15 protein-coding genes and 1 pseudogene are annotated in these 18,709 nt (G+C 72.9%); 6 read left to right on the top strand and 10 right to left on the bottom strand.

The window, feature by feature from the left end:
* Positions 1 to 452: 452 nt before the first annotated feature.
* Positions 453 to 1,334, bottom strand: a complete 882-nt coding sequence (locus tag OG251_RS23305) for an NAD(P)H-binding protein (RefSeq protein ID WP_326678981.1) — start codon at positions 1,332 to 1,334, stop codon at positions 453 to 455.
* 102 nt (positions 1,335 to 1,436) lie between these two features.
* On the opposite strand from OG251_RS23305, the gene OG251_RS23300 reads away from it, so the two are divergent.
* On the top strand, positions 1,437 to 2,387 hold the full coding sequence (locus OG251_RS23300) for an AraC family transcriptional regulator (protein ID WP_326678979.1): 951 nt from the start codon (positions 1,437 to 1,439) through the stop codon (positions 2,385 to 2,387).
* A gap of 156 nt (positions 2,388 to 2,543) precedes the next feature.
* On the opposite strand, the gene OG251_RS23295 is transcribed toward OG251_RS23300, so the two are convergent.
* On the bottom strand, positions 2,544 to 3,392 hold the full coding sequence (locus OG251_RS23295) for an NAD(P)H-binding protein (protein WP_326678978.1): 849 nt from the start codon (positions 3,390 to 3,392) through the stop codon (positions 2,544 to 2,546).
* 285 nt (positions 3,393 to 3,677) lie between these two features.
* Between OG251_RS23295 and OG251_RS23290 the strand changes: the two genes are divergently transcribed.
* From OG251_RS23290 to OG251_RS23280, 3 genes are all read left to right on the top strand, one after another.
* Positions 3,678 to 5,906, top strand: coding sequence for an acetate--CoA ligase family protein (locus tag OG251_RS23290; protein WP_326678977.1), 2,229 nt, complete (start codon positions 3,678 to 3,680; stop codon positions 5,904 to 5,906).
* 199 nt (positions 5,907 to 6,105) lie between these two features.
* Positions 6,106 to 6,951, top strand: coding sequence for an enoyl-CoA hydratase/isomerase family protein (locus OG251_RS23285; protein ID WP_326681379.1), 846 nt, complete (start codon positions 6,106 to 6,108; stop codon positions 6,949 to 6,951).
* A 65-nt stretch (positions 6,952 to 7,016) separates the two neighbouring features.
* On the top strand, positions 7,017 to 7,619 hold the full coding sequence (locus OG251_RS23280) for a flavin reductase family protein (RefSeq protein WP_326681378.1): 603 nt from the start codon (positions 7,017 to 7,019) through the stop codon (positions 7,617 to 7,619).
* 13 nt (positions 7,620 to 7,632) lie between these two features.
* Here the strand turns inward: OG251_RS23280 and OG251_RS23275 are convergent, their stop codons facing one another.
* From OG251_RS23275 to OG251_RS23265, 3 genes are all read right to left on the bottom strand, one after another.
* Positions 7,633 to 9,054 carry an MFS transporter gene (locus tag OG251_RS23275; protein WP_326678976.1) on the bottom strand — a complete coding sequence of 474 codons (1,422 nt, stop codon included), beginning with the start codon at positions 9,052 to 9,054 and terminating at the stop codon, positions 7,633 to 7,635.
* 267 nt (positions 9,055 to 9,321) lie between these two features.
* On the bottom strand, positions 9,322 to 9,759 hold the full coding sequence (locus OG251_RS23270) for a ribosomal maturation YjgA family protein (protein WP_326678975.1): 438 nt from the start codon (positions 9,757 to 9,759) through the stop codon (positions 9,322 to 9,324).
* Positions 9,756 to 11,099 carry an MFS transporter gene (locus OG251_RS23265; RefSeq protein ID WP_326678974.1) on the bottom strand — a complete coding sequence of 448 codons (1,344 nt, stop codon included), beginning with the start codon at positions 11,097 to 11,099 and terminating at the stop codon, positions 9,756 to 9,758. The genes OG251_RS23270 and OG251_RS23265 overlap by 4 nt, the downstream gene beginning before the upstream one ends.
* Positions 11,100 to 11,161: 62 nt before the next feature.
* Here OG251_RS23265 and OG251_RS23260 point away from each other — a divergent pair, with 62 nt between their 5' ends.
* On the top strand, positions 11,162 to 12,154 hold the full coding sequence (locus OG251_RS23260; RefSeq protein WP_326678973.1) for a GlxA family transcriptional regulator: 993 nt from the start codon (positions 11,162 to 11,164) through the stop codon (positions 12,152 to 12,154).
* A 210-nt stretch (positions 12,155 to 12,364) separates the two neighbouring features.
* Here the strand turns inward: OG251_RS23260 and OG251_RS23255 are convergent, their stop codons facing one another.
* The 3 genes from OG251_RS23255 to OG251_RS23245 form a co-directional block, all read right to left on the bottom strand.
* Positions 12,365 to 13,414 (bottom strand): Zn-dependent alcohol dehydrogenase, encoded by a 1,050-nt coding sequence (locus OG251_RS23255; protein ID WP_326678971.1) that lies wholly within the window; start codon positions 13,412 to 13,414, stop codon positions 12,365 to 12,367.
* Positions 13,411 to 14,553 carry an acyl-CoA dehydrogenase family protein gene (locus tag OG251_RS23250; RefSeq protein ID WP_326678970.1) on the bottom strand — a complete coding sequence of 381 codons (1,143 nt, stop codon included), beginning with the start codon at positions 14,551 to 14,553 and terminating at the stop codon, positions 13,411 to 13,413. The genes OG251_RS23255 and OG251_RS23250 overlap by 4 nt, the downstream gene beginning before the upstream one ends.
* A gap of 79 nt (positions 14,554 to 14,632) precedes the next feature.
* Positions 14,633 to 15,547, bottom strand: coding sequence for an SDR family oxidoreductase (locus tag OG251_RS23245; protein WP_073718528.1), 915 nt, complete (start codon positions 15,545 to 15,547; stop codon positions 14,633 to 14,635).
* Between the two features lie 84 nt (positions 15,548 to 15,631).
* Here OG251_RS23245 and OG251_RS23240 point away from each other — a divergent pair, with 84 nt between their 5' ends.
* Complete coding sequence (locus tag OG251_RS23240; protein ID WP_326678969.1) at positions 15,632 to 16,558, top strand: cyclase family protein; 927 nt, start codon at positions 15,632 to 15,634, stop codon at positions 16,556 to 16,558.
* Between the two features lie 267 nt (positions 16,559 to 16,825).
* Here OG251_RS23240 and OG251_RS23235 read toward each other — a convergent pair.
* Together OG251_RS23235 and OG251_RS23230 are read right to left on the bottom strand one after the other, a co-directional pair.
* Positions 16,826 to 17,275 (bottom strand): annotated as a pseudogene (locus tag OG251_RS23235) (ATP-binding protein); the annotation flags it as partial.
* A gap of 446 nt (positions 17,276 to 17,721) precedes the next feature.
* Positions 17,722 to 18,705: an acyl-CoA dehydrogenase family protein gene (locus tag OG251_RS23230; protein ID WP_326678967.1), complete on the bottom strand. Its 984-nt coding sequence runs from the start codon at positions 18,703 to 18,705 to the stop codon at positions 17,722 to 17,724.
* Positions 18,706 to 18,709: the final 4 nt, after the last annotated feature.

Here is an 18,709-nt window from a genome sequence, read left to right as displayed (position 1 = left end):
CCGCAGACCTCCCGCACCACCCTCGCCCGGACGGACCGGAATACTCCTCGGCCCGTCGGAGCCGACCGGGGCACGGGACATTCGCGGCGTCGCCTCTTCGGACCCGGGAGTTCTGGACCGCTCCGCCTGTTCGAACAATTTCTGCCACTGGGCCGAATATTGCACGAATATCCCCCGCCTTTCCCCCGACGCCTGCCGTTCCGCCGGGGAACGTTATCGCACCCCCTCTTGCGAAACACACACACGGAAGTCAGGAATCTCCGGGAATACCTGCGGGGCATATCATCGACAGTCGCCATTGCATGAATCATTCACCCTTTGGGATGACGCGGAATGAATCGCTTCCGCATTCGGCGTCTCGCACGCCTGGGCAGGCCCGGCCCGGCCCGGCGGTCGGCACGGCAGGCGGCGCGGTCCGCGCTCGCTGCGGCGGCCCGCCCGTCCCGGACCGGTTACGCCCAGGTGCCCTTGGCCGCGATGCGGCGGGCCCAGGTTTCCAGGTCCGACGGTGCGCGGCCGAGTACCTCCCGTACGCCATTGGTGACATCCGCCGAACGGCCTGCCCGGTGCAGGGCGAACATGGCGCCCAGCGCGTCGGCGGCGGCCTCGGGCCAGCCCTCGGTGAGCAGTTCCGAGCGGTAGGCGTCGGGGGTCAACTCCTCGTAGCGGATGGCCCGTCCGGCGGCGCGGGCGATCGTCTCCGTGGCCTCGGCGAAGGTGAGCGCGCGGGGGCCGGTCAGTTCATGGATCCGGCCGGCGTGGCCGCCCTGGGTGAGGACGGCCACCGCCACCTCCGCCACGTCGTCCACATCGACGAACGGCTCGGGCATCGCGCCGATCGGCAGTCCGAGCCGGCCGGCCCGCAGCGGGGCCAGCCAGAGGTCCTCGTCGAAGTTCTGGAAGAAGTTGCTGGGCCTGAGGATCGTCCACTCGGCCCCGGACTCGCGTACCGCCGTCTCGCCTGCCGCCATTCCCCGGCCGAAGCCTCCCCCGGCCTCGTCGAAGCCGCCCCCGGCCTTGTCGATGCCGTGGCCGGACAGGGCGACGAAGCGGCGTACGCCCGCGACCGTCGCCCGGGTGACGAACTCCCTTACCGGGGACGGGTCGTCGGGTGCGACGAGATAGACGGCCGACGCCCCGGACAGTGCGGGCTCCCAGGTGTCCGGGAGGGTCCAGTCGAACCGCACTTCACCGGAGCGCGAGGCCGCCCGGACCCTGGCCGTCCCGGCGTCGCGCAGGCGCTGGACGACCCGGCGGCCGGTCTTGCCGGTGGCACCCAGGACGAGGATGTCGGCGGGGGCGGACGCGGCGTGGGTGCTCGTCTTCGTTGTCATGGGGCAAGTCCATCGCGGCGCCGGTGCCACAGCCATGGCCGCCCGTCCGTGGCACATAGGCGATCGTCCGGACCGGCGCCGGGGCTGCGTACGGTGGGGAGCATGGACGTGTTCGATGAGCTGTTGCGGGGCGTACGGGGCAAGGGTGCGGTGTTCGGCCGTTCGGTGTTGTGGCCGCCATGGTCGCTGCGGTTCACGGACGGGGCGTATCTGACCCTGTGCGTGCCCCTGCGGGGTGCCGGGTGGATCGTGCCGGAGAGCGGTGCGCCGCAGCGGGTGGGGCTCGGTGAGACCGCGATCGTGCGGGGTCCGGCGCCGTTCGTCTTCACCGACGACCCGGCCACGAGTGCGGGGCCCGGGGCCTCGGTGCGGGAGGTGCGCTGGCGTGAGGACCGGCCGGACGACGCGTCGGCCCCCGACGACGAACTCACCGGACCCACCGTCCTGCTGGCCGCCGCCTACGACGTGCACGCGGAGGTTCCGCAGCGGCTGCTGCGGGTCCTGCCCCCGGTGCTCGTCGTGCCGGACGACCACGACTGCACGGCGATGCGCGACTATCTGGAGGCCCAGATCACCGGCGCACGACCGGGCCGGCAGATCGTGCTCGACCGGCTGCTGGACTGGCTGCTGGTCTGCACGCTGCGGGACTGGTTCGACCGCCCCGAGGCGGACCCGCCCAAGTGGTACCGCGCGCTGGGTGACGAGGTCGCGGGCCCCGCGCTGCGCGCGATGCACGAGGACCCGGCCCACCCGTGGACGACGGCCGAACTGGCGACCCGGGCCGGGGTGTCGCGGACGACCCTGGCGAAGCGGTTCACGGAACTGGTCGGCGAGGGCCCGGTGGCGTATCTGACCGAGTGGCGCATGACCCTGGCCGCCGACCTGCTGACCCGCCCCGAGCTGACGGTGGCGGCCGTGGCCCGGCGGGTGGGGTACGCGGACGCCTTCGGCTTCAGCGCGGCGTTCAAGCGGCTCCGGGGCGAGAGCCCGAGCACATACCGCCGGGAGGCCGCTTCCCTCGCACCCCCGGAGCTGAAGGCCCCTGCTGGGTGAGTGGGCGCCTCATGCGGAAACGGTCGGCACTGGGCACTGGGCACTGGGCACTGGGCACTCCGGATGAGAAAACGGTTGGTACGGGCCGGGACGGGTCGGGACGGCGCGCGGGGGCACAGGGCCGTTCGCCCCCTGCTCCCGCGCGCTCCCCCGCCCTCACACCTGCCAGGCGCCCCCCGCGGCCGCGTCCCGCACGAAATCGGTGAAGTCGCGCGGTGCCCGGCCGAGCGCGCGCCGTACCCCGTCGACGACCGGGGCCTCCTTGCTCGTCCGGATCGGCTTCAGCGCGTCGGTCCAGACCTCCGCCTCCTCGGCCGGGAATCCCTGGGCGACCAGCCCGGCCCGGAATTCGTCCTCCTCCACGGGGACATAGCGGGCCCGCACCCCCGTCACCCCGGCGATCTCCGCGAGGACATCGGCGATCCCCAGCGCCCGGGTGCCGGACAGTTCGTACACCTGGCCCTGATGGCCGTCCTCGGTCAGCGCGGCGACGGCCACCGCCGCGATGTCCTCGGCGTCGACGAACGCGGCGGTGCCGTCCCCGGTGGGCAGGGCGAGCTCGCCGCCCGTCACTCCGTCGAGGAAGATGCCCTCGCTGAAGTTCTGGGCGAACCAGCCCGGCCGCAGGATCGTCCACTCCACCCCGGAGGCCCGTACGGCGTCCTCGCTCTGCACATGGGGCCCGTTACCGTCGTACGCGGCGCCGAAGTATCCGGGCACGTCCACGCCGCGGGCCGAGAGCAGCACCAGCCGCCGGACCCCGCTCGCCACGGCCCGCTCCACCAGGGCGGGCGTCGGCGAGGGCGAGATGTCGTACGGAACGATGTAGGCCGCGGTGACCCCGTCGAGGGCCCTCTCCCAGGTTCCCGGGTCCGTCCAGTCGAACGGGATCTCCGAGGAACGGGAGGCGACGCGCGCCTCCACGCCCTGCTCCTGGAGCCGGGCCACCACCCGGCGGCCGGTCTTGCCAGTGCCGCCGATTACCAGAACAGTTTGCTTTGTCATGCCTGAAGCCTGTCCCGGCGGCTTCCCTGCGGCCATGTTCCAGAATCCGGGATGGATGTCCGGACGTCCGGGCCCCTCCGGACGTCCGGACCCCGCGCCGGTCACGGCCGCCGGACGACGCCCCGGACCGGCGGTGCCGCACGCATTCCGTGCCACCCATTCCGTCCCAGCCATTCCTGACGGGCCGTCAGTTCAGTAACCTGACAAGGCGTCAGCTTTGGAACGGGGGCCCGGACGACTCCGCGGGGCCCGGACGGACACCATCGAGCAGAAGTGGGCGGAACGATGCTTGGATCGACTCACGGCACCCTCACCACCGACTTCCGCGCCAGAGTGGTGGCCTGCGGCGAGGAGCCGCACGCCGCCGTCGTCAGCATGCCGACCGCCGCGGTGGAGGGCGGTCTCGACGTCAGCGGACGGCCGCTGCACGCGGCCGTGCCCGACCTGGACCGGTTCTTCCGGCCACGCTCCGTGGCCGTCATCGGGGCCTCCGACACCGAGGGGCGGCCGAACACCGGGATCACCCGGCAGCTCATCGCCTGGTCCGAGCGGGTCGGGGCGCGGCTGCACCCGGTGCATCCCACACGGGAATCCGTGTTCGGGCGGGCCTGCTCCCCTTCCGTGGCCGACCTGCCGGAACAGGTCGATCTGGCCGTACTCCTGGTCGGCGACCCCCTTCCGGTCATCGAGGAACTCGCCGAGGCCAAGGTGAAGTTCGCCGTGGCCTTCGCCTCCGGGTTCGCCGAGACCGGCGAGGCGGGCGCGGCGGCGCAGGCCAGACTGGCGGCCGCGGTGGAGCGGTCCGGGCTGCGGCTGCTCGGGCCGAACACCAACCTCAACGCCTTCGAGGAGTTCCGGGAGGACCTGGACGGGCCCGCGATCGCCCTGATCACACAGTCCGGGCACCAGGGCCGGCCCGTCTACACCCTCCAGGAGCTGGGCATCCGGCTCTCGCACTGGGCACCCACGGGCAACGAGGCCGATCTGGAGACCTCCGACTTCATCTCGTACTTCGCCGAGCGCCCCGAGGTCGGGGCCATCGCCTGTTACGTCGAGGGCCTCAAGGACGGCCGCGCGTTCCTCCTCGCCGCGGACCGGGCGGCCCGTGCCGGGGTCCCCGTCGTGGCGGTCAAGGTGGGGCGTACGGAGACGGGGGCCCGGATGGCCGCGTCGCACACCGGCAAGCTGACCGGCGCCGACCAGGTGGTGGACGCGGCGATGCGGCAGTTCGGGGTGATCCGGGTGGACGGCCTCGACGAACTCCAGGACACCGCCGCGTTACTGGCCCGTGCCAGGCCGCCGCAGGCCGACGGGGTCGCGGTGTATTCGATCTCGGGCGGCACGGGCGCGCACTTCTCCGACCTGGCCACCGGCGCGGGGCTCCAGCTGCCCACCCTGTCCGAGGAGAAGCAGCGCGAGCTGCACTCCTGGATACCCGGCTATCTCAACGTCGCCAACCCGATCGACAACGGCGGCCACCCCGTCGGCGACTGGCGTGGCCGGAAGATCATCGACGCGATCCTCGCGGACCCGTCCGTCGGGGTGCTGATCTGCCCGATCACCGGCCCCTTCCCTCCGATGAGCGACCGGCTCGCCCAGGACCTGGTGGACGCGGCGGAGACCACGGACAAACTGGTGTGCGTGATCTGGGGGTCGCCCGTCGGCACCGAGGACGCCTACCGCACGACGCTGCTCGGTTCGTCCCGGGTCGCGACCTTCCGTACGTTCGGCAACTGCATCACCGCCGTACGGGCCTATCTGGACCACCACCGCTTCGCCTCCGGCTACCGTTCGCCGTTCGACGAGGCGCCGCGCACCCCGTCGCCCTCGTTCCGCAAGGCACAGGCGCTGATCCGCCCGGGACGCCGGCTGAGCGAGCACGCGGCGAAGCAACTGCTGCGCGCGTACGGCATTCGCGTGCCGCGCGAGCAGCTGGTGACCAGCGCGGCGGCGGCCGTCCGGGCGGCGGGGCTGGTCGGCTACCCCGTCGTCATGAAGGCGTCCGGCGCCCAGCTCGCCCACAAGACCGAGCTGGGGCTGGTGAAGGTGCAGCTCACCTCCGCCAGCCAGGTCCGCGACGCGTACCGCGAACTCACCGACATCGCGCGCTTCGAGTCCATCGACCTGGACGGGGTCCTCGTCTGCCAGATGATCGAGCGGGGCGTCGAGATGATGGTCGGCGTCACCCAGGACGCCCTCTTCGGGCCGACCGTGACCGTCGGCCTCGGCGGCGTACTGGTCGAGGTCCTGCACGACACGGCGGTCCGGGTGCCGCCGTTCGGCGAGGACCAGGCGCGGGACATGCTCGGCGAACTGCGCGGCCGTGCGCTCCTGGAGGGCGTGCGCGGCGGGCTGCCGGTCGATGTGGACGCGCTCGTCGAGGTCGTCCTCCGGGTGCAGCGCATGGCCCTGGAGCTGGGCGACGACCTCACCGAGCTGGACATCAATCCGCTGGTGGTGCTGGGGAGGGGGCAGGGCGCGGTGGCCCTGGACGCGCTGGCCATCTGCAGCTGATCCCCCACGCCGGCCCCGGCGCCACCACCCGTCACCCCCGCCCCGGTCCCTGCCTCCGCTCCGGCCGTACCCGCCCCCGCTCCTGTTTCCGCCCTTGTCCCACCATGTGCCGCCCCCACCCCGCCGCCGCCCGCCTTGGAGCTGCCTCATGCCGTCCTCCCCCGAAGACACCGCCGGGCCCTACACCCCCGTCGAACCCATGGAACCCATCGAACCCGTGGAACCCGTGGAACCCATCGAGTCCGTGGAACCCGTTGAGTCATTGGTACTCCACACCACTGACAACGGCGTCTCGTGGATCACCCTCAACCGGCCCGGCGCCATGAACGCCGTCACCTGGGACCAGCGTGAACGCGTCATCGCCCTGCTCGCCGAAGCCTCCGCCGACCCCGCCGTACGGGCCGTCGTCCTCACCGCGACCGGTCGCGGCTTCTGCGCGGGCGCCGACCTGCGCGGCGCCCCGGCCTCCGGTGGCGAACGCGTACCCGGAGATGTCGCCCGGACGATCCGGCTCGGCGCCCAGCGTCTGATCGGCGCCGTCCTGGACTGCGAGAAACCCGTGATCGCCGCCGTCAACGGCACCGCGGCCGGCCTCGGCGCGCACCTCGCGCTCGCCTGCGATCTGGTCCTGGCCGCCGACTCGGCGAAGTTCATCGAGGTGTTCGTACGCCGCGGTCTCGTCCCGGACGGCGGGGGCGCGTATCTGCTGCCCCGGCTGATCGGCCCGCAGCGCACCAAGGAGCTGATGTTCTTCGGCGACGCGCTCCCCGCCGCGGACGCGGAGCGGCTGGGGCTGGTCAACCGCACGGTGCCGGACGCGGAGCTGACGAAGACCGCCGGGGAATGGGCGCGGCGGCTGGCCGACGGGCCCACCCGGGCGATCGCGCTGACCAAGCAGCTGGTGAACGCCTCGCTGGACAGCGACCGGGCGACCGCGTTCGCCGCCGAGGCGATGGCCCAGGAGATCAACATGACGACGCGGGACGCGAACGAGGGGGTCACGAGCTTCGTGGAGCGGCGCTCACCGAAGTACCGGGGACGGTAGGGGTTCCAGCCCTTCCGATCTGATGGTTCGTCAGTTCTAATGGAGGTGTGATGGGACACGCAGGTATGGCCGCAACCGCCGTCCGGTACCTCAGGTCCGTCGGTGCCGGAACCACCGCCCCGGCGCCGCTGGACCCGTTGCCGCGGCCCGATCTCCGAGCCGTCCGCGACGACGAACGGCTGTCCGTCGACCCCGGCGAATTCCGGCGCGTGCTGGGGCACTTCGCGACGGGCGTCACCGTCGTGACGGCCCAGGACGCGGACGGTCCGACCGGGTTCGCCTGCCAGTCGTTCGCCTCGCTCTCCCTCGATCCGCCGCTGGTCACCTTCATGGTCGCCCGCACATCGACGACCTGGCCGCGCATCGCGCGCTCCGGAGCCTTCTGCGTCAACATCCTGGGCGCGGACCAGGGCGCGCTGTGCCGCGGGTTCGCGGTGAGCGGGGCCGACAAGTTCGCGGGAGTGGCGTACGGGAACAGCCCCGCGACCGGGTCACCGCTCCTGCGCTCCGTACCGGCCTGGGTCGACTGCCGCATCCAGGCCGTCCACACGGGCGGGGACCATCTGATCGTGGTCGGCCGGGTGGAGGCGCTGGGGGCGACGGAGGACGGCGCGGACGCGGATCCGCTGCTGTTCCACCGGGGGGCGTTCGGCCGGTTCAGCGTCTGAGGCTTCCGGGGCCTCACACAGGCGCCGGTGTCTTCCGCCTGATCACCAGCGCCATCAGCGCCGCCGTCGCGCACAGCGCCCCCGACGCGTACCAGACCAGGTCGTACGAACCGAACACGTCCCGCGCCACCCCGCCGAGGAACGCCACCGCCGCCGCGCCGACCTGGTGCGAGGCCAGGACCCAGCCGAAGACGATCGCGCTGTCCTCGCCGTACTGCTCACGGCACAGCGCGATGGTCGGCGGGACCGTCGCGACCCAGTCCAGGCCGTAGAACACGATGAAGAAGACCATCGGCGGGTGGACCGTCGGCGCCATCAGCATCGGCAGGAAGAGCAGCGAGACGCCGCGCAGCGCGTAGTAGACGGCGAGCAGTCGGCGGGCGTCGTAGCGGTCGGTGAGCCAGCCGGAGAAGACCGTGCCGATCACGTCGAAGACCCCGATGACGGCGAGCAGCGAGGCGGCGGCCGTGATCGGCATGCCGTGGTCGTGGGCCGACGGGACGAAGTGGGTGCGGATCAGACCGTTGGTCGAGGCACCGCAGATCGCGAACGTCCCCGCGAGCAGCCAGAACGGACCCGTCCGCGCCGCGTCGAACAGGATGCGCACCGCACGCCCCGCGGCGCCCTTCTCTGGTGCGGGCTTCGCCACGTACTCACCGCCGTACGGGGCCAGGCCCACGTCGGCCGGGTGGTCGCGCATCAGGAGCCAGACGAACGGGACGACGACCAGGGCCGCCAGAGCCACGGTCACCGAGGCCGGGCGCCAGCCGTGGGCGTCGACGATCCAGGCGCAGAGCGGGAGGAACACCAGCTGGCCGGAGGCACCGGCCGCGGTGAGGACACCGGTGACCAGGCCGCGCCGGGCGACGAACCAGCGGTTGGTCACGGTGGCGGAGAACGCCATCGCCATGGAGCCGGTGCCCAGGCCGACGAGCAGGCCCCAATAGATCATCAACTGCCACGCCGCCGTCATCCGGACACTGGCCAGTGCCCCCACGGCCACCATGCTCAGCGCGACGACGACGACCCGGCGGATGCCGAACCGGTCCATCAGCGCCGCGGCGAACGGTGCCGTCAGCCCGTACAGCGCCATGTCGATCGAGACGGCCAGCCCGATCTCCCCGCGCGACCAGCCGAACTCCGTGTGGAGCGGGTCGATGAGCAGGCCGGGAAGCGAGTTGAACGCCGCGCCGCCGATGATCGTCACGAAGGTGACGGCGGCGATGATCCAGGCCCGGTGGACACGGTCCGGGCGGCGGCGCCCCGGGTTCCCGGCCGGCCGGGAAGGAGTCCTGGAGCGGCGCTCGTACGTCCCGGAACGGGGACCGGGCCTGTCCGCGCGCCGGCCGGACGTCCGCGAACGGCGGCCGGACGCCGCGGCGGCGCCGGGCCGTCGGCCGTCGTCCCTGGCGGCGCCTTCGGTTGTCTGGGTCACGTCACTCAGCATCCGGTCCGGACATCGGGCGTACGAGTGGCCGGACGGACACAGTTCGCAGGGATCGGGCCACGGATCCGGCCGCAGGCCGGGCCATGGACCGAAGCCACGGATCCCGCCACGGGCGGAGACACGGGCGGGAAGCACGGGCGCAGGCAGGGGTGGCAGGGGTGGAGGCACGGGGTGCAGGCACGGGCGGAGGACGCACGGGCGGAGAAACGGGCCAAGGCACCCGCGCCCGTCCGGATCCGACCGGCCCTCCCCGGCCTATTCGACGCGCGCCCGCCCCGCAGCCCACCCACACCTGCCACGCCGCACCGCCCACGCGTGCGCACCACAGGCCGCTCCCGCCCCCACCGCGTACCAGAACAGGTCCGGGGAGTTGAACGTCGAGCCGAGCACCAGCCGGGCCACCCCGCTGCGCGCCGACAGCTCCGCCGGTACGCCGGTCAGCTGGGCGAACTCCACCGCCCAGCTGAAGGCCAGCGCCACCCCCGCCACCGGCAGCGGACGCGCCCTCGGTGCGACGATCACCACCAGGACGTGGATCAGCACCGTGTACAGCGCGTCCCCGGCGTACTTGGCGACATCCCCGCCCGCCGCCGACCGGATGCCGAGCCCGGCGGCCACGGTGAGCACCGCGCCACCCGCCGCCAGCGCCCTCGTACGCGCGGCCGACGCCCGCCCGGCCACCGGCGCCGTCATCCGATCCGCTCCAGCCGCCGGATCGGCCGCGCCATCAGCAGCACGCCCACCACCAGCATGTTGATCACCGCGCCGGCCAGCAGCACTTCCGGTGCGCCCACCGCCTCCGCCACCGGTCCGGCCAGCGCCCGGCCCGCCGCCACCATCAGGAGCGAGCCCGCCACGTCGTAGGCGTGCAGACGGTTCAGGGCCTCCGGCGGGACATGGGTCTGCACCGTCGTCGACCACATCACCAGCCAGAACGCGAACGCCGCGCCCGCCACGAACTGTCCGGCCCCCAGTGCGAACACCGGTGTCCCGAGCGCCAGCACCACCAGGTTCACCACCACGGCGGACAGCGCGAGGGCCCCTGCCGCGAGCGGTCTGCGCGGGCGCAGCCGCAGGGCGAGCAGCCCACCGGCCACGCTGCCCGCGCCGTTCACCGCCATCATCACGCCGTACGTCCCCGAGCCGTGCTCCTCGGTGACCAGGACGGCGGTGAGCGGGAGCATCGGGCCGAGCACCATGAACCCGTACACCGTCCAGATCGCGATCACGCCCCACAGCCAGGAGCGGGCCCGGAACTCCCGCCATCCGTCGGCGAGCTCCGCGACGAACGTGCCGCGCACCGCGTCGTCGGCCGGGGCGGGGGCGAGCCGCATCAGGAAGAGGCAGATCCCGGAGACGGCGAAGGTCGCCGCGTTCGCCAGGTACACGGCCCCTGCGCTGGCCAGCCCGACGAGTACGCCCGCGAAGGCCGGGCCCGCCATGGTCATCAGCGCCTCGGAGACCCGGAGGACCGCGTTGGCCCGCTGGATGTCGGAGGAGACCCGGGGCACGGTCGAGGCGACGCCCGGCTGGAACAGTGCGGCGCCGACCCCGGCGACGGAACTCAGCACGTAGACCGACCACAGCGGCGGGTTGCCCGTCGCGAAGGCCACCGCGAGCACCGACGCACCGGTCAGCCGGAGCGCATCGGCGATGATCATCATGCGGCGCGGGGTGAAGCGGTCCGCCAGCACCCCGCCGAACAGCACGAAGAACGCCAGCGGCCCCATCCAGGAGGCCAGCGCGAACCCGACGGACGACGTGGGGCGGCCCGCGCCGAGCAGACCCGCGGTGAGCGCCACGGGGATCATTCCGTCGCCGAAGAGCGCGACGGTACGGGCGACGAAGAAGTACCGGAAGTTTCGGTTCCAGAGCTCGCCGGGACCAGAGCCGAGCCCCGCGCCGAACCCGGATCCGGAACCCGCGCCGGGACCCGCGCCGACCGTCACCCCCCGCAGCGCGAAAGGCGTGGGCGGCGGAACTATGCCGTCCGGTGCGTCGGGAACGGGCGCGGTTTCTGTGGGCTTCTCCATCACAGCAGTGACATGTATCAGCTTTTGGTCTATACCAGCTAGTGAGTTATAGGAGGTCCGTCATGCCGCACCGTGTCGTCGTTCTGGCCCTCGATGGGCTGCTCCCCTTCGAACTGGGCATCGCCCAGCGGATCTTCGGCCGGTCGCTCGGCGCGGAGCCCCGCAACAAGGGCAAAAAGCTGTACGAGGTCGTGACCTGCTCCGTCCGCCCGCCGGGCCCGGTCCACACCGACGCGGACTTCACGATCACCGTCGAGCACGGGCCGGAGGCGCTCGCCACCGCCGACACCGTCGTCGTCCCCGCCTCCTACGAGCTGGGTCCCGTCCACACCGAGGGCAGACTCACCGAGGAGCTGGCCGCCGCGTTCGCGCTCGTCCGGCCGGGCACCCGGATGGTCTCCATCTGCACCGGCAGTTACGTCCTGGCCGCCGCCGGATATCTGGACGGCCGGCCCGCGACCACGCACTGGTCCTCCGCCGAACACTTCCAGCGGATCTTCCCGAACGTCCGCGTCGACCCGGACGTCCTGTTCATCGACGACGGCGACGTCCTCACCTCCGCCGGGGTCGCCGCGGGGATCGACCTCTGCCTGCACATCGTGCGCCGCGACCACGGTGCCGCCGTCGCCAACGAGATCGCCCGCCGCACCGTCGTCCCCCCGCACCGCGACGGCGGGCAGGCCCAGTACATCCACCGGCCCGTCCCCGAACCGCAGTTCGCGACCACCACCGGCGCCCGCGCCTGGGCGCTGGGGCGTCTGGACCGGCCGATCCTGCTGCGTGACATGGCGCGGCAGGAGGCGATGAGCGTACGGACGTTCACCCGCCGCTTCCGCGAGGAGGTCGGGGTCAGCCCCGGCCAGTGGCTGGCCCAGCAGCGGGTGGAGCGGGCCCGGCAGCTGCTGGAGTCCACGGACCTCTCGATCGACCAGGTGGCGCGGGACGCGGGCTTCGGCACGGCCACCTCGCTGCGCCAGCACCTCCAGGCGGCGCTGGGCGTGCCACCGACCGTGTACCGCCGCACCTTCCGCACGACGGCGGACCAGGGCCACTGACCCACAACGGCGCGGGCGCCGCACACTCCGGCGCAGCACACCCGGCGCCCGCCGGACGCGACGCGCTCCCCCGGCGCCACGGAAGCCGCGCGGGCGCCACGCGGAAGCCGGGCCCGCCACGGAAGCGGCGCGGACGCCACGCGGACGCCACGCGGAAGCCGGGCCCGCCACGGACGCGACGTGGACGCGTCGCGCCGCGTGGCCTCTGCCTCAGAACACCAGCACCCCCCGCGCCACCCGCCCGTGGTGCGCGTCGTCCGCCGCCTTGTCGAAGTCCTCCACCGGGTAGGTCCTGGTCACCAGCTCGTCCAGGAGCAGCCGCCCCTCGCGGTAGAGGTCGGCGTAGAGCGCGATGTCGCGCTGCGGGCGCGACGATCCGTACCGGCAGCCCAGGATCGACTTGTCCAGATACATCGACGAGACCAGGAACGACGCTTCGGCCGTCGCCGCCGGAACCCCGAGCAGGATCGCCTGGCCGTGCCGGTCCAGCAGGTCGATCGCCTGCCGGATCAGTTCCGTGCGGCCCACGCACTCGAAGGCGTGGTCGGCGCCGGCCGGCAGGATCTCGCGCACGCCCTCGGCCGAGGTCAGGAAGTGCGTGGCGCCGAACTGCCGGGCCACCGCCTCCTTCGCCGGGTTCGCGTCGACGGCCACGATGGTCAGGGCGCCCGCGATCCGCGCCCCCTGGATCACGTTGAGACCGATGCCGCCGGTGCCGATGACGACGACCGTCTCGCCGCGGTCGACCCGCGCCCGGTTGAGTACGGCGCCGACTCCCGTGAGGACCCCGCAGCCGATCAGCGCCGCCGAGGTCAGCGGGATCTCGGCGGGGATCTTCACCGCCTGTACGGCCTTGACCAGGGTGCGTTCGGCGAACGCGGAGTTGGAGGCGAACTGGAACAGCGGTGTGCCGCGCCGCGAGAAGGGGCGCCCCGGCATGCCGATCGCCTTGCGGCACATCGTGGGCCGGCCCCGGTCGCACTGGGCGCAGGCCCCGCAGTTCGCCAGCGTCGACAGCGCCACATGGTCCCCCGGCGCCACATGCGTGACACCCGCGCCGACGGCCTCCACCACCCCGGCACCCTCGTGGCCGAGAACCACCGGCGCGGGGAAGGGGATCGTGCCGTCGATCACCGACAGATCGCTGTGGCACAGGCCCGCCGCGGCCACCGCGACCAGCACCTCACCGGGCGCCGGATCGCGTATCTCCAGGTCGTCGATGACCTCGGTCCGCTTGCCGTCGAAGACGACGCCTCTCATCTCGGCTCCCTCGGTAGGCCGAGCACCCGCTCGGCGATGATGTTCCGCTGGATCTCGTCCGAGCCGCCGTAGATGGTGTCGGACCTGGTGAAGAGGAACAGGCGCTGTGCCTCGTCGAGTTCGTACGGGCTCCGCTCGGACCAGGCGGCCGGCCCGACGGCCCCCGCCGGGCCCTTGATCCGTACGGCCAGCTCGCCGAGCCGCTGGTGCCAGCCGCCCCACAGGAGCTTGGCCACGCTGGGGGCGCCGGGGTCGCCCGTCGTGCCGAGGGTGCGCAGCGCGTTCCAGCGCATGGTCCGCAGCTCCGCCCACTGCCGCACCAGCCGCTCCCGTACGACCGGGTCGGTGACGGCGCCGCTGTCGACGGCGGCGCGCACCACCCGCTCCAGCTCGGCGGCGAACCCGATCTGCTGGACGAGCGTGGACACCCCGCGCTCCAGGGCAAGCAGCCCCATGGCGACGGTCCAGCCGTTGCCCTCGCCCCCCACCACCTCCTCGGCGCGCGCCCCGTCGAAGAAGACCTCGTTGAACTCGCTGGTCCCCGACATCTGGCGGATCGGCCGCACCTCGACGCGGCCCGGCTGGTCCATCTCGACCAGCAGGAACGACAGCCCGTGGTGGCGCGACGATCCGGGCTCGGTGCGGGCCAGGACGAAGCACCAGTCGGCGTCCCGCGCGAGTGACGTCCAGATCTTCTGCCCGGTCACGGCATAGCCGCCCGCCCCCTCCCGTACGGCGGCCGTGCGCACCGAGGCGAGGTCGGAACCGGCGCCCGGTTCGCTGTACCCCTGGCACCACAGCGTCTCGCCGCGTGCGATCCCGGGCAGGAAGCGCCGCCGCTGCTCCTCGGTGCCGTACGCGATCAGGGTCGGGGCGAGGAGGTTCTCGCCGATGTGGCCGACGCGTGCGGGGGCGGCGGACGCGGCGTACTCCTCGGCCCAGAGCACCTGCTGGGCCGGGCTCGCGCTCCGGTTGCCGTAGCCGGGGGCCGGGGTCTCCCAGCCGAGGCCGATCCAGCCGTCGCGGCCGAGGGTGCGTTCCCAGGTGCGGGGGGTGGTGGCGGTGGGGAGGTTGGCCTCCAGCCAGCCGCGGGCCCGTGCGCGGAACGCCTCGTCCTCGGGACCGGAACGGAAGTCCATGCGTGCCTCCTGCTTCTCTCCTGGGGGCTCCGCCCCACGGGCGGGTCGGGCGTCGGGCCGGGTGCGGCCCCTGGGGCGGTCAGGCGTTGGGCCGGGTGCCCGCCCTGGCCGCCGCCGCCATCTCCTCCAGCCGCGCCAGCATCGGCATCGGGTCCACCCCCACCGTCCCCGGCAGGAAGTCGGCGATCTTCTCGGGAGTCCAGGCCCCGTCCGCGTACCCCGCGCGCAGTTCCCTCGGCTGGGCCCAGACCGCGATCTTCGGGCCCGCGATCGTGTACACCTGACCGGTGATCCGCTCGGCGCGGGCCCGTTCGCTCAGCAGGTACACGACGAGCGCCGCCACGTCCTCCGGCTCCCCGATCTCCGCCAGTTCCATCGGTACGTTGGCGGACATCCGGGTACGGGCCACCGGGGCGACGGCGTTCGCCGTGACGCCGTACTTGTGCAGGCCGAGCGCCGCGCTGCGGACGAGCGAGATGATCCCGCCCTTGGCCGCGCTGTAGTTGGCCTGGGCCACGCTGCCCTGGTGGTTGCCGCTGGTGAAGCCGATGAGTGTGCCGCCGCCCTCCTGCTTGCGCATCACCGCGGACGCGGCGCGGAATACCGTGAAGGTGCCCTTGAGATGGGTGGCGAGAACCGGGTCCCACTCCTCCTCGGACATGTTGAACAGCATCCGCTCGCGCAGGATCCCGGCGACGCACACGACCCCGTCGATCCGCCCGAACCGGTCGAGCGCCGTGTCCACGATCCGCTGCCCGCCCGCCATCGTGGAGATGTCGTCGGCGACCGCGACCGCCTCTCCGCCCGCCGCCTCGATCTCCTTCACGACGGACCGCGCGACATCGCTGCTCGGCTCTCCGCCCTCGATGGAGACGCCGTAGTCGTTGACGACGACCCGTGCCCCCTCGGCGGCGGCGGCGCGTGCGACCGCCCGCCCGATGCCCCGGCCGGCCCCCGTGACGGCGACCACCTTGCCTGCCAAGAAGTTCCCCATGCCCGGCCCCTTCCCGCGGTTTCTGACGGACCGTTAGATTTTATGGGTAGTCGGATGCTCCGGCACAAGACCCAGGAGGCCCCCATGTCCCTGCCGGCCGAGTTCCACGAGATCGCCAAGCGCGTCAACAACTGGGGCCGTTGGGGCGCGGACGACGAGATCGGCACGCTCAACCTGATCACCGACGCGGTCGTACGGGAGGCCGCCGCCACCGTCCGCACGGGCCGCCGGATTCCGCTCGCGCTGCCGCTCCAGCAGGACGGCGTACAGAGCGGGCTGATCCCGGGACGGGTCAACCCCCTGCACACCATGGTCCAGATCAACCAGGAACTCTTCGGCCCCGGCACGGTCGCCACCAGCGACGACGCCGTCACGATGGGACTCCAGGCGGCCACCCACTGGGACGCGCTCACCCATGCCTCGCACAGCGGGAAGATCTACAACGGCCGCCCCGCCGCCACCGTCACCGCCCATGGCGGCGCGGAGTTCAGTTCGATCGCCGCCGTGCCGCACCTCGTCTCGCGCGGAGTCCTGCTGGACGTGGCCCGCGCCCGGGGCGTCGACCGGCTGCCGGGCGACCACGCCGTCACCCCGGAGGACCTGGACGCGGCGGAGGATTTCGCGGGCCTGCGGGTCCGGGCCGGAGACATCGTGCTCGTACGGACCGGGCAGGTGCAGGTCTACCTGGCGGGCGACAAGCACGGCTACGGCTATCCGTCACCCGGCCTCTCGGTGCGGACGCCCGAGTGGTTCCACGCACGCGATGTGGCCGCGGTCGCCAATGACACCCTCACGTTCGAGATCTTCCCGCCGGAGACCGAGGACCTGTGGCTGCCGGTGCACGCGCTCCATCTGGTCGAGATGGGCATGCTCCAGGGCCAGAACTGGAACCTCGAAGCTCTCTCCACCGCCTGTGCGGAGGAGCGGCGCCACGCCTTCCTGCTCTCGGCGATGCCGGAGCCCTTCGTCGGGGCCACCGGCACCCCGGTCGCCCCGGTCGCCATCCTGTGACGGCCGGAGTGCCGTGGCGCCGGAGTCCCGTTGGCGCACGATGTCCCGCGGTGGCGCCCGTCGCTGCCGCCCGTGCCGCCGGCGCCCCTTCTACAGGAAGGGGGTGAAGACGGCGCGGGACGGTTCGCGCACCCCGGCACCCTGTGCGCCGACGCTCTGCGCGCCGACACCCGTCGCTCCGACGCCCTGCGTGCCGACACCCTTTGCTCCGACGCCCTGTGCTCCGATGCCCCCGGAGGTGACCCCGGCCCCGGAATCCGCGACGGCGCCCGGTCCGGACAGGTCCTGGAGCACCGGGACCAGCACCGGGCCGCCCCGGTCGACCTCGCACCAGATCCGCTTGCCCGCGCCCTCGGGCTGCCAGCCCCAGCGGTCCGCGAGACCGTCCACCAGCTCCAGACCGCGGCCGTTGGTGTCGTCACCCTCGGCGTGACGCTGGAGGGGCGGGCGGGCGCTGGCGTCGGCGACCTCGACGCGTACGGTCCCGGCGGCGCAGGTGCCCCCGGTCGAGCCGAAGAGCATCCTCAGCACGGCCGGACAGCCGGTGTGGACGACCGCGTTGGTGACCAGCTCCGAGATGAGCAGGATGAGCGTCTCGGCAAGCGGCTCGTCGTCCCCCATCCCGGACCCGACCAGGCGCGACCGCGCCCATCTGCGGGCCCGCCCCACCTCCGCGGGATCCGGCCCGACCTCCAGCTGAACCTGAAGCACCTGCACCGCTCACACCATCCGAACCGGCGGACACATCGCCTCGCGCCTCCTCAGGGTCACGGAACGTGATTCCCTCGGGATACAGCATGGTTGACGTACAGTCACCGCAACAAGCGCTTCGGGCATATTCCAGCGCGAAGGAGTACGCGTGGTGCATACTGTGCGACGCACGTTGCGGGGAGTCGAACAGGAGCGCGTCGACGCCTCGGGAATCGCTTCCCGGACAGGCCCCGCCGATCTCCTTGAGGTATGCGCGGGGCATCTCTCCCGGTCCGGAGCAGCCGCACAGGCCGCACCCGGATCGCCCGGTTCCAGAACCACTCGCATCCCACGGAGCGTACCCGAGCCCGGCGCCGACTCCGGCCGGTGACGAATCACGCAACGGACACAACCCGGTCTCGGCACGGTCCGGCTGCGCTGAGTCACCCCTCACCCGCAAGCTCGGATGCCTCCTACACGGGTATCACCGGGGCCCGGTCCTGCGGTCCGCCACCGCCCAGATCGGCCGCCAGAATCTCCTCCGCGGCCGCCGCCGTGAGCCACCGGGCCGAACGCACCCAGGCCCGTTTCAGGTGGAGGTGAACATCTGCTTCCCAGGTGAAGCCCATGCCGCCGTGGATCTGGAGGCAGTCGCGCGCATTGCCGACGGCGGCCTCGTCGGCGAGCAGTTTGGCGCCCGCGATCTCTGCGGGGTCGCCCGTCACGGCCGCCGCGTACACGGCGCAACGCGCCGGTTCGAGCCGGGCCAACATCTCGGCGCAGAGATGTTTGACCGCCTGGAACGACCCGATCGGGGTACCGAACTGCTCACGCTCACGGGCGTGTTGGACGGCCATTTCCAGGGTGCGGGCGGCACTTCCGAGCTGTTCGGCGGCGGTGAGCACCGCTCCCTCGCCGCGCAGCCGCGCCGCGTCGCCGGGCAGCGGCTCCCCCTGTCCGGCCAGGTCCGTCGACCGGTGGAGCGGGGTGAACGGATCGAGCGAACGTACGGGGCGGGCCCCGCGCACCACGGCGCGCAACGGCTCCCCGGTCAGCACCCGCACGCCCTCCCCCAGGACGAGCACCGCGTCGGCGTCCGCCAGGTCCGCCACCGGACCGTCGCCGTCCGCCGCGGTCACCGCGGTCCGCCCCTCCGCGGCCCCCTCCACCGCACCGGCGGCGAGGTGGGTGGCCACCAGCGGTCCGGGCAGCAGCACCCGCCCCGCCTCCTCGAAGAGCAGCGCGGCCTCGGGCAGCCCGAGGCCCACCCCGCCGCTGTCCTCCGGCAGCCGCAGCGCGAAGAACCCGGCCGCGCCGAGCTCCCCCCACAGGCCCCGGCCGGGGCCCTCGCCCCGGTCCAGGGCGGCCCGCATCCGGTCCCTGCCGAAGCGTCCCGCGAGCAGGTCGCGCACCCCTGTCCGCAGCGCCCGCTGATCCTCCGAGAGCTGGAAGTCCACAGTC

This window comes from Streptomyces sp. NBC_01237 (genome assembly GCF_035917275.1).
Classification (GTDB): Bacteria; Actinomycetota; Actinomycetes; order Streptomycetales; family Streptomycetaceae; genus Streptomyces.
Note: the sequence above shows the minus strand (reverse complement) of the source record. Positions and strands in the feature narration are given on the sequence as shown.

Excerpts from the sequence above, each read along its gene's own strand:
- OG251_RS23305 (WP_326678981.1), bottom strand. The coding sequence starts at position 1,334 with ATGACAACGAAGACGAGCACCCACGCCGCGTCCGCCCCCGCCGACATC.
- OG251_RS23300 (WP_326678979.1), top strand. The coding sequence starts at position 1,437 with ATGGACGTGTTCGATGAGCTGTTGCGGGGCGTACGGGGCAAGGGTGCG.
- OG251_RS23295 (WP_326678978.1), bottom strand. The coding sequence starts at position 3,392 with ATGACAAAGCAAACTGTTCTGGTAATCGGCGGCACTGGCAAGACCGGC.
- OG251_RS23290 (WP_326678977.1), top strand. The coding sequence starts at position 3,678 with ATGCTTGGATCGACTCACGGCACCCTCACCACCGACTTCCGCGCCAGA.
- OG251_RS23285 (WP_326681379.1), top strand. The coding sequence starts at position 6,106 with ATGGAACCCATCGAACCCGTGGAACCCGTGGAACCCATCGAGTCCGTG.
- OG251_RS23280 (WP_326681378.1), top strand. The coding sequence starts at position 7,017 with ATGGCCGCAACCGCCGTCCGGTACCTCAGGTCCGTCGGTGCCGGAACC.
- OG251_RS23270 (WP_326678975.1), bottom strand. The coding sequence starts at position 9,759 with ATGACGGCGCCGGTGGCCGGGCGGGCGTCGGCCGCGCGTACGAGGGCG.
- OG251_RS23265 (WP_326678974.1), bottom strand. The coding sequence starts at position 11,099 with ATGGAGAAGCCCACAGAAACCGCGCCCGTTCCCGACGCACCGGACGGC.
- OG251_RS23260 (WP_326678973.1), top strand. The coding sequence starts at position 11,162 with ATGCCGCACCGTGTCGTCGTTCTGGCCCTCGATGGGCTGCTCCCCTTC.
- OG251_RS23255 (WP_326678971.1), bottom strand. The coding sequence starts at position 13,414 with ATGAGAGGCGTCGTCTTCGACGGCAAGCGGACCGAGGTCATCGACGAC.
- OG251_RS23250 (WP_326678970.1), bottom strand. The coding sequence starts at position 14,553 with ATGGACTTCCGTTCCGGTCCCGAGGACGAGGCGTTCCGCGCACGGGCC.
- OG251_RS23245 (WP_073718528.1), bottom strand. The coding sequence starts at position 15,547 with ATGGGGAACTTCTTGGCAGGCAAGGTGGTCGCCGTCACGGGGGCCGGC.
- OG251_RS23240 (WP_326678969.1), top strand. The coding sequence starts at position 15,632 with ATGTCCCTGCCGGCCGAGTTCCACGAGATCGCCAAGCGCGTCAACAAC.